This window comes from Sulfurivirga sp., from assembly GCF_015490265.1.
Classification (GTDB): domain Bacteria; phylum Pseudomonadota; class Gammaproteobacteria; order Thiomicrospirales; family Thiomicrospiraceae; genus Sulfurivirga.
On the sequence record NZ_WFYD01000037.1, the window covers coordinates 1 to 9946 of the forward strand.

A 9946-nucleotide genomic window follows, 5' to 3' on the forward strand; every position below is an offset into this window, starting at 1 on the left:
GGGGAGACCCCGTTTCTTCACATTGCTGAACCGGGCGCCCTCCATTCACAAAGACACTGCTTCAACCTTGACTGCCGCCCCTGTGACTGCATATATAATGTCACCATGGTCAGAGTGGTGATCGATACCAGCGTTTTCGTCGCTGGCATGCGCTCCGGAGGTGGTGCCGCCCGTGCGGTTCTGCGATGCTGCCTGAACGGCGACTATCTGCCGCTGTTCGGCACCGCCCTGTGGCAGGAATACAGCGCCCTGCTCCACCGTGAAAGCTGCTGGGACGAGCTGTCAGACCCGCAAGAACGCCTGACGGTTCTGCGTGCACTGGCTGCCCGGGGCGAGTGGGTTCACATCTATTTCGGCTGGCGTCCCAACCTGCCGGACGAAGGCGACAATCACCTCATCGAACTGGCTCTCGCCGGCAACGCACAGGCCGTCGTCACCCACAACCTGCGTGACCTCAAAGGCGGAGAGCTGCACTTTCCACACCTGAAAATCCTTTCACCCGCACACTGTCTGGAGGTGTATCCATGCGAACACTGACCATCCGACTGCCCGATGATACGGCTCAGCGCCTCAAACAGCTGGCAGCGAGCCGCGGTCTCAGCGTCAACAAGCTGTTTGAGGAAATGAGCACCCGCATGCTCTCTGCTTGGGATGCGGAAAACCACTTCCGGGTCATGGCGGCCCAGGGCGATGTGGAAGATGCTCTGCGGGTGCTCGACCAGCTGGATGCCCGAGACACGGCTTCCAGCCAATGACCGTCCTGCAGGGGGCGTTTTCCGTGTGAAAACGCGTCACGCACGCCGCGCGCCGGCGCGGCAGCCTGCAAAAATGGGGGAGACCCCGTCAGTCGAGGCGGCTGATTGCCTGCTGGATGAAATCGGTCAGGGCGCGGGCGTCCCACTTGTGGATGAGGGTGTCGGCGCGCACCTGCGCCACCAGCCGGTCGTTGAAGCTGCCGGAAATGGAACTATTGGCGGCAATGGGCACCTGCGGGCAGCTGGAGTGCTCGCGGATCTGCCGGATGAGCGAATAGCCGTCCATCACCGGCATTTCCAGATCGGTGATCACCGCCAGCGGGCAGTCGGGCAGGGCACGGATGGCCCGCAGCGCCTGCTGACCGTTCTCGTAGATCTGGAAAGGCACCTCCAGCTGATCGAGCAGCTTCTCCATGAAGCGCCGCGCCGAGAGCGAGTCGTCCACGGCGATCACCGGCGGCAGCGCTTCGCGCCGCCGGCCGGTCTCCAGCGCGGTGACGCTGCCTTCCACCGTCAGCTCGGTGCCGGTGATATCCATCAGCAGGCTTTCCAGATCGAGAATCTGCACCAGCCTGTCCTCATAACGGGTCACGCCGGTCACCGGCGTCTCGGCGCTGAGCGCCTCGGGCGGCGGTTCGATCTCGTCCCACGCCCGGTAGACGATGCGCTCCACCCGGTCGATGCAGAAGGCGTGGGTGTGGCGGAAGAACTCGGTCAGCAGGATCACCCCTTCCCGCTGCCGCTCGGTCAGCGGCGGGGTGCGGCCCAGCGCGAAGGGCAGGTCGATCAGTGAGATCATCTCGCCGCGCAGGTGGGCCAGCCCCACCAGCCGCGGGTCGGAACGGGGCACCGGACTCCATGCCGGCAGGGGCATGATCTCGCGCACCTTGAACACATTGATGGCATACAGCTGGGCGCTGTCGTCCAGATGGAACAGCAGCAGTTCCACCTGATTGCTCCCCAGCCCGCGGGACAGGCGCTCGATGTTCCGGGCCACCTCGCCTTGTGCCATGAATCCGTCCATCCGTTTGAAATCAGAGAAGTGTCAGCAAGAAACGGGCCGGAATCACGCTTCGGCCGGCTCCACGCGGATGGCCGCCGCCATGCGCGCGTCCAGCGTCACCGTGCTGCCGGCCACCTGCAGCGTCAGCGGCCCGTCGAAGGGCGCCTGCGCGGTGACGGTGACGGTCACGCCGGGCGCCAGCCCCAGCGACTGCAGATAGCGCAGCTCGTCCGGGCTGCGCTCCTGAATGCGCCGCACCACCAGCGGCGTGCCCATGGGCGCCTCGGTCAGGGCGCGTGTGCGGTCCTCCGGCAGCTCGCCCTCCACGGTGGGGATGGGCGAGCCGTGAGGATCGTGGCTCGGCTGGCCGAGCACCTGCCACATGCGCTCCACCAGTCGGTCTGAGACGGCATGCTCCAGCACCTCCGCCTCCTCGTCCACCTCGTCCCAGGCGTAGCCGAGCACCTGCTGCAGAAACTGCTCGATGATACGGTGGCGGCGCACCATGCGCAGCGCTTCGCGCCGGCCCTGTTCGGTGAGCCGTGTGCCCTGATAGGGCACATGATCCACCAGCCCGGCTTCGGCCAGCTTCTTCACCATGGCCGTCACCGACGCCGGCGCGAGCTGCAACCGCTCCGCCAGCGCGTTGGTGGCCACGGGCGCGTCACCCTGCTGCAGCTTGTACAGCGCCTTCAGGTAGTCCTGCACGCTGCGGCTGTTGAGGTCGAGGGGCTGATTGGGCATGGCGTCATTGTAGCCAACATTGCCTTTGAGGCCGACCACACATAAAATTTAGCCAAGACTAAAAACAGGATGAGTCTTCCGTAAAAATGAACAACTCAATACGGCGGCCGGTCTGGTTCTATCTGGGCCCGGCCTTTCTCGTCTCCGTGGGCTACATGGACCCCGGCAACTGGGCCACCTCGCTGGAGGCGGGCAGCCGCTACGGCTACGCCCTGCTGTGGGTCATCACGCTGGCCTCCGCCATCGCCGTGCTCATGCAGCTGCTGGCCGCGCGCCTCGGCGTGGTCACCGGTCGGGACCTGGCCCGGCTGATCGCCGAGCGCTGGCGCGGCTGGCGGGCGAAAGGCCTGCTCTCCACCGCCGTGCTGGCCATGATGGCCACCGACCTGGCTGAGTTCCTCGGCGTGGCCGTGGCGCTCAATCTGCTGCTGGACATTCCGCTGGTGTGGGCCATCCTGCTTACGGTATTCGACGTGCTGCTGATCCTGTGGCTGGAACGCTACGGCTTCCGCTGGGTGGAAATGACCATCATCGCCTTCGTAGCCACCATCGGGCTGGGCTATGTCATCGAGCTGAGCATCGTGCGACCGGACTGGGGCGCCGTGGCCCATGACTGGTTCGTGCCCAACGGGGTCATCGCCGACAGCACGGCGCTGTTCATCGCCCTGGGCATCATCGGCGCCACAGTCATGCCCCACAACATCTTCCTGCACAGCTCGCAGGTGCTCACCCGCATGGCGGACGAGGGCGACCACGACAAACGGCGCATTCTGGCCATCATGCGCTGGGACACGGTGGGCGCGCTCACCGCCGCCTGGCTGGTCAACTCCGCCATCCTGATCACCGCCTCCGCCGCCTTTCATGAGAAGGGGCTGCTGATCACCGACATCGACCAGGCCTATGTCACCCTCGGCCCGCTGTTCGGCGAGGCGGCGGCGCTCACCTTCGGCATCGCCCTGCTGGCGGCGGGCATCGCCAGCTCCACCACCGGCACCATGGCCGGACAGGTGGTGTTCGAGGGCCTGCTGGGCCGCAAGGTCAACATGGCCAGGGTACGCCTCGGACTGCGGCTGGCCACCATGATCCCTGCGGTCATCGCCATTCTGCTCACCGCCAAGCCGCTCAGCCTGCTGGTGCTGTCGCAGGTGATCCTCTCCATGCAGCTGCCCTTCACGCTGGTGCCGCTCATACTGCTGGTGGCCGACCGGCGGCTGATGGGCGACTTCCGCCCGCCGGCGTGGATACTGACGCTGGCCTGGGCCTGCGCAGGGCTGATCATCGCGCTCAATCTGTGGTTTCTGGTCGCCTGAGCTTGAAAAGCTGCACCGCAGGCCCATAAAGCGCCCATGTCCTTTTTCCGCACGCTTCTCTTTCTGCTGCTGCCCGCCCTGACTCAGGCGGGCGGCTTCTCCCAGTCGCTCAACCTGCACCTGCGTGCCGGCAGCCCCCAGCCACTGGACGGCGAAACCGATCATGTACGCCTGCGCACGTTGCAGTGGAACTTCTCCGCCAGCCACCGGCAGGTCTCTCTCTATGGCAACCTGCTCTACGAGCACCAGATCACCGAACCGCCCGAGTTCGACGAACTGCAGCTGGGCTGGCGCAACAAGCCCTGGACGCTGCAGGCGGGCCGCCTCTACGCCGCCTTCGGCCATTACGACACCCTGCTGCTCAACGACCCGCTGCCGCTCTATCTGGGCGAGACGCGCATCGAAGGCGTGCAGGGCGGCTGGGAGGACGACACCCGCCAGCTGGTGCTGTTCGCCCGCCCGGACTGGGACGGCCACGGCAGCCGCTGGGGCGGCAGTGCCGGCTACACGCTGCCGTTTGGGCAGGCTGAAACCACTGTGCACGCCGGCTGGATCAGCGCCATGGACGCCAGCGGCGTGACAGCCCAAGGCCCGGCGGGCTGGAACGCCCATGTGGATATCAACAGCAGCCAATGGCGCCTGCTGGCGGAAGGGGTGGCGGCGCTGGAACCGCTGGACGGGGCATACCCGGCCACGTGGCAGCTGGAAGGGGAATATAGCTGGCAGGACTGGCGCGCGGCGGTCAGCTGGCAGGGCAGCCGGGACGCCGCGCCACTGGGCCTGCCCCGCCAGCGCTGGTCAGCTGGGCTGCGGCATCAGTTCAACCGCGTGGCGACGCTGGCGGGCGAGGCCACACTGGACCGCTACGCCCACCGGGACGCCACCCTGTTCAACCTGCAGCTGGAACTGCATCTGTAGTCAGATCTTCTGATAACGCCAGCCCTGCTCCACATGCCGGACGATGTAGTCCAGCGCGAATACATCGCTGCGTGCCACCGGCAGCGGCGTGAGATGAATGCCGCGGCGGGCCATGTTCTGCAGCGCACGCCGGCACACCACCAGACTCACATGGTCGTTGCGCACCAGCCGCTCGATACCCTGCGGATCGGGCGAGTGGCCGAGGCTGAACAGCCTCACCGCCTCGGCATTGGCCACCACGGTCACCCGGACACCCTCACGGGCCAGCCGGTCGGCGGTCTCCATCAACTTGTTCAGCCGGGCGGGGTCGTCCCGATCAATGTGCAGAATGACATGCCCCTGCGCGGCCAACTGCTGCCAGCCGCTCTGGTGCGCCGGCAGCACCCGCTCCAGCTGCCAGCCACCCAGCAGCCCCAGCGCCACGCCGGTCAGCCATACCGCCACCCAGCGCAGGGCCGCGCCGCTGCGGCGGACGGGGCGTGAGGCTTCCTTCCGGGGCGTGTCCGGCGTGACGCCATAGGTCTCCTGCACCTGCCGCTTGAGCGCCCTGAGCGCCGCCACCTCCTCGGCCAGCGCCGGGTCGGCGGCCATGCGCCGCTCGAAGCGGATGCGCTCCAGCTCGTTCAGTTCGCCATCCACATAGGCGTGCATCAGTTCAGTCATCGTTGACCACCTTCAGCGGTTTGAGGGTTGCGTCGTCCTCCAGCAGCTGGCGCAGCCGGGTGCGCGCCCGGTGCAGCCGGCTCATCACCGTGCCCCTGGGCACGTCGAGAATCTCGGCTACCTCCTGATAGCTGTAGCCTTCCAGGTCCACCAGCGTGACCACCTCCCTGAGCGGCAGCGACAGCCTCAGCATGGCGTGGTGCAGGCGCAGGTGGCGCTCGTCCCGTTCGATCTGCACCTCCACATTCTCATGACTGGCCAGCACCTCGGAATATTCCGTCCAGTCCTCGGTGGGCAGCTGACGGCGGTAGTGGTCATGCAGCAGGTTGCGCATGATGCGGCAGGCCCACTGCTCCAGTTTGTCCACGTCCTTCACCTGCGCCCACTGCTTCAGCGCCCGCTCGCAGGTGGCCTGCACCAGATCGTCCGCCAGCTGGGCGTCGCCCGTCCAGCTGAACGCCAGCCGGTAAAGCCGTTCGCGGCAGGCCAGACAGGCCTCGCAGGCGTCCCGCTCGCCTGGTCTGCCCCGCAGCCAGGTCAACCAGCCCATGTGCACCTCCGGAAAAAATTACGCTGCCGGGGGAATAAATCCGCCCCAGCCTGCGTCATAGGCTACGAAGGGGCAGCGCTGCTCACAACCTGAAATCTTTTATGACATCATAGAGGAAACCGCTTATGTATCAACAACTTATGTTGAGGGTGCTGCTCACCCTGATGCTGCCGGTCTCCGCCGTCTTCGCGGCGCAGGACATGACCGGGAACATGGAGATCCCGGACACCTTCGCCAACCACAAGGTGGTGCTGCAGATCTCCGACCCCAACCCCTTCAAACAGACGCTGGTGCTCAATGTGGCCGGCAACGTGCTCAAACACTACGGTGACACCACCAAGGTGGACATCGAAGTGGTCGCCTTCGGTCCCGGCGCGCGCCTGCTGCTCAAGGGCAACGCCAACACCCCGCGCATCAAGCGGCTGATGGCCGCCGGCATCCGCTTCAGCGTGTGCAACAACACGCTGACCAACATGAGCAAGAAGCTCGGCTACCGCCCGCAGGTGATCGAGGGCGCGCGCATCGTGCCCGCCGGCGCCGTGCGCATCCTGCAGCTCAACGAGCACGGCTGGATCACCATCAAACCCTGATTGAACCCCCAAAACGAAAAAACACGTGCGCCCACGCGCAAGGAGGAGAGACATGCTCAAGATCAGACCCATCGCCCTGGCCACCCTCATGACCCTCGGCACCACCACCGGCGCCCAGGCAGCCAACTGGCTGGTGCTGCAGGGTACCGAAGCACCCGGCACCGCCAAGCGCGCCCATGTGTGGGGCTTCATTCAGTTTGAATACAGCCAGATCGACAACAAAAAGATCAAATCCACCGTGCCGGCCTCCGCCGCGCTGGACGGCCGCTACATCGTGCCCAACCAGGTGGCGCCGGATCTGACCACCCACAGCGGCTTCAACATCAAACGCGCCCGCATCGGCGTGCGTGGCAATCCCTTCCCACTGGACAACAAGCTCAACTACTTCCTGCTGGCGGAGTTCGGCAACAACGGGATCACCAACACCGACAAGGGGCGGGATTTCGTCAAGGTGACCGACGCCAGCATCACCTACAACATCACCCCGAACCATCACCTGCGTGCCGGGCTGTTCCGCCTGCCCATGGGGGATGAGTCCATTCAGGCCATCTTCATCAGCCCCTACATCAATTACACCGCGGTGACCAACCAGCTGCTGCTGGAGCGCTTCCTCACCCCGGGCACCGCACCGGGCAAGGCCAACCGGGTCGGCTCAGTGGGCGCCTTCCGCGACACCGGGGTGGAGCTGTTCGGCACCTTCACCCGTGGCAAGTGGGAGCACAGCTATGCGCTCATGTACTCCAACGGCAACGGCATCGACATGAACGATACCGACGGCAACCGCGACACCACCCTCTACTGGGCCAGCACCTGGCTGCTCGGCGGCGGCAAGAAGGCCTTCCGCCACGAGGTCAAGGCCTACCTGTGGCGGCAGGATGGCAAACGCCTCTACAACGGCAGCAACTACAACCGCACCCGTCAGGGCGTGGGCATCACCTGGTTTGATGGCCGCTACCGGATCATGGGGGAATACATCGAGGCCGACGGCATGATCTTCAACGGCCTCAACCCGGTCTGCGGCGCCAGCTCCACCGCCGACCACTGCGTGCGCCCGGCCGACAGCTTCAACGCGCCGCTCACCAAGGACCGCGCCAACGGCTGGTATGTGGACCTGGGCTACATCATCAACCCGCGCTGGGACGTGAGCGTGCGCTACGACAGCCTCGACCGCGGCACAAAAACGCCCACCGCCCTGCGGGAATTCCGCAACTGGACGCTGGCGGCACAGTACCACTTCAACAAGAAGACCCGGCTGGCGCTCAACTATGAAATCCGCAATGCCCGCGCGCCCCATGCGCCCAAGGCGGATGACATTGTCGGCGCCTTCGGCAACCGGCTCACCGTGCAGCTGCAGGCCGTGTTCTGACCACCGCCCATCATCGGTTGCATTGACCCGGCTTCCGCCGGGTTTTTTGCATTCAAAAAGTTTAGAATGAGGCCTATGGACGCGCGCCTTTCAGATCAGGCCGGCACCGCCGAGCTCTCCCTCTCCACCCGTCATCTTTTCTGGCGGGTGCCGGTATTGCTGACGGTGCTCTGGCTGCTCACCCTTGCCGTCTTCTGGCAGGGCTACCGCCACGCCACCCAGCTGCTCATGAACCACCATCGAGACATGGCTGCCGCCCATGCTCGCGCCATTCAGAACGACTTTGCCCAGCTGTTCGCCGACCAGCACCGCATCATCCGCACCGTGCTAGAAGACCACGAAACCGACCTGCACCGGCTGGTGAGCGACCCGGACGACGCCGACACCGAAGAACGCCTGCGCACCCTGCTCAACCGGCTCTTTCCCACCCTGTTCGCCTTCAGCATCGTCGATCCCCGCAGTGGCGAGTTCCTGCTGGTGGGCGACGCCCTCGACGGCCGCATCGAGCAGATCTGCTATGCCGACACCCGCCGCTTCATCGCCCACCCGGATGAAGACATCATCCGCGTGCACCCCAACCTGCACCACCATCACTACGACCTCTACACCCACATCAAGGTGGCCGAACAGGACTATGTCATCTTCACCAGCTTCACCCTCAAGCGCCTGCAGCAGACGCTCAAGCACTTCGTCACCCCGGGCCATGAGCTGGTGGTGGTGCTGCATGACCCCAGACGGGGCGATCTGATCGAATTCACCAGCCACCTCACCCGGGAGCAGATCGAAAAGGCCGGCCTGTCCGTCTTCATCCAGCCCGAGGATCACGCCACACGCACCCTGAGCGAGGCGCCCATTCCCCACACCCGCTGGCGCCTGCTGGAGCTGGCCACCCCGGCACTGATGACCCAGATCCGTCAGCAGGCCGGTCAACCCTACCTGCTGGCCGGCACCGTCTTCACCCTGCTCTACTGGGTGCTGGCCGGCCTGCTGCTGCGCCAGCTGCGGCGCGAACAGGGTCTGCTGGTGCAATTGCATCAGCTCACCACCCGGCTCCAGCACCTCTCCCTGCATGATGGCCTCACCGGCCTGTGCAACCGCCGCTGCTTCGACCGCACGCTGGACCAGCTGTGGGCGCTGGCCCAACGCACCGGCCAGCCCCTGTGCCTGCTGATGCTCGACATCGACCACTTCAAACGCATCAACGACACTCACGGCCATCAGGTCGGCGACCGGGTGCTGCAGGCCATTGCCGACATCCTGCGCCAGCATGTCCAGCGGGGCAGCGACCTCATCGCCCGCTACGGCGGCGAGGAGATCGCCATCCTCCTGCCCGACACTCCGCTGGAAGGCGCCTGCGCCCTGGCGGAAAAACTGCGTCAGACGGTAGCGCAGACCCCCTTTACCGAGCTGGAGTATCCCGTCACCGTCAGCATCGGTGTGGCCTGCCACATTCCCAGACCCGATGACGCCCCCGCCCTGCTCATCCGCCAGGCGGACATGAACCTCTACGCTGCCAAGCAAGCCGGTCGCAACCGCGTCATCTGCGAGCGCGTCCCCCAGCCCGACACCCCACAGGCCTGACCGCCCGGAAAAGTCCCTGTCGGGCATCATCCCCCGGAAAACCCTCCATTTTCCCGCCCGCCGTGGCGCGGATGCAGCAGCAACCTGCAAAAATGGGGGAGACCCCGTATCGCCACAGCCTGTTCAGAGGCCGGGGGCAGGGAAGCAGCAGGCGCACGGAGCCGATAAGCAATGGGGTAAGACACGGCAAATATGGACAAAGAAGCGAACAGGCGCTGAATTTTCAACCGACCGGGACGACGACCATGCGAAATCCGGGGAGACCCCGTCAGAAAGGCTTCAGCAACCGCCTTGCGGGAGGATTTCCTGGACGCCTGGCATGGCGATTGGATGCCGACCGTCCAGAATCAGGGGAGACCCCATTTCAGGCATCGCAGAGACAGGAAAAACCCGCGTTTTTCCCGCCCGGCACGACGGCGCACCGCAAAAACGGGGGAGACCCCGTCAGAACAGGCTTGAGCAGGGA

The 9946-nt window shown here is 65.3% G+C and carries 11 protein-coding genes; 7 read left to right on the forward strand and 4 right to left on the reverse strand.

What is annotated here, in order from left to right; all coding sequences use genetic code 11:
• Positions 1-537: putative toxin-antitoxin system toxin component, PIN family (locus tag F8K16_RS02805; protein ID WP_294946648.1), on the forward strand; the 537-nt coding region annotated here is incomplete at its 5' end.
• Positions 525-755, forward strand: a complete 231-nt coding sequence (locus F8K16_RS02810) for a ribbon-helix-helix protein, CopG family (RefSeq protein ID WP_294946651.1) — start codon at positions 525-527, stop codon at positions 753-755. The genes F8K16_RS02805 and F8K16_RS02810, both read left to right, overlap by 13 nt.
• Before the next feature lie 88 nt (positions 756-843).
• On the opposite strand, the gene F8K16_RS02815 is transcribed toward F8K16_RS02810, so the two are convergent.
• Positions 844-1767: a chemotaxis protein gene (locus tag F8K16_RS02815; protein ID WP_294946654.1), complete on the reverse strand. Its 924-nt coding sequence runs from the start codon at positions 1765-1767 to the stop codon at positions 844-846.
• Positions 1768-1821: 54 nt separating this feature from the next.
• The gene (locus F8K16_RS02820; protein ID WP_294946657.1) at positions 1822-2502 is read right to left on the reverse strand and encodes a metal-dependent transcriptional regulator; all 681 of its coding nucleotides are present in this window, start codon (positions 2500-2502) and stop codon (positions 1822-1824) included.
• Between the two features lie 86 nt (positions 2503-2588).
• On the opposite strand from F8K16_RS02820, the gene F8K16_RS02825 reads away from it, so the two are divergent.
• Positions 2589-3812, forward strand: a complete 1224-nt coding sequence (locus tag F8K16_RS02825) for an Nramp family divalent metal transporter (RefSeq protein WP_294946660.1) — start codon at positions 2589-2591, stop codon at positions 3810-3812.
• Between the two features lie 36 nt (positions 3813-3848).
• Complete coding sequence (locus tag F8K16_RS02830) at positions 3849-4730, forward strand: hypothetical protein (RefSeq protein ID WP_294946662.1); 882 nt, start codon at positions 3849-3851, stop codon at positions 4728-4730.
• Here the strand turns inward: F8K16_RS02830 and F8K16_RS02835 are convergent, their stop codons facing one another.
• Complete coding sequence (locus F8K16_RS02835; RefSeq protein WP_294946664.1) at positions 4731-5393, reverse strand: hypothetical protein; 663 nt, start codon at positions 5391-5393, stop codon at positions 4731-4733. It abuts the gene before it with no gap.
• Positions 5386-5943 (reverse strand): RNA polymerase sigma factor, encoded by a 558-nt coding sequence (locus tag F8K16_RS02840; protein ID WP_294946666.1) that lies wholly within the window; start codon positions 5941-5943, stop codon positions 5386-5388. Before F8K16_RS02840 ends, F8K16_RS02835 begins: the two co-directional genes overlap by 8 nt.
• A 125-nt stretch (positions 5944-6068) precedes the next feature.
• Between F8K16_RS02840 and F8K16_RS02845 the strand changes: the two genes are divergently transcribed.
• From F8K16_RS02845 to F8K16_RS02855, 3 genes are all read left to right on the forward strand, one after another.
• Complete coding sequence (locus F8K16_RS02845; protein ID WP_294946668.1) at positions 6069-6533, forward strand: DsrE family protein; 465 nt, start codon at positions 6069-6071, stop codon at positions 6531-6533.
• 52 nt (positions 6534-6585) lie between these two features.
• Positions 6586-7899, forward strand: coding sequence for a porin (locus tag F8K16_RS02850; RefSeq protein ID WP_294946670.1), 1314 nt, complete (start codon positions 6586-6588; stop codon positions 7897-7899).
• A gap of 75 nt (positions 7900-7974) precedes the next feature.
• Positions 7975-9480, forward strand: a complete 1506-nt coding sequence (locus F8K16_RS02855; RefSeq protein WP_294946673.1) for a GGDEF domain-containing protein — start codon at positions 7975-7977, stop codon at positions 9478-9480.
• Positions 9481-9946 lie beyond the last annotated feature (466 nt).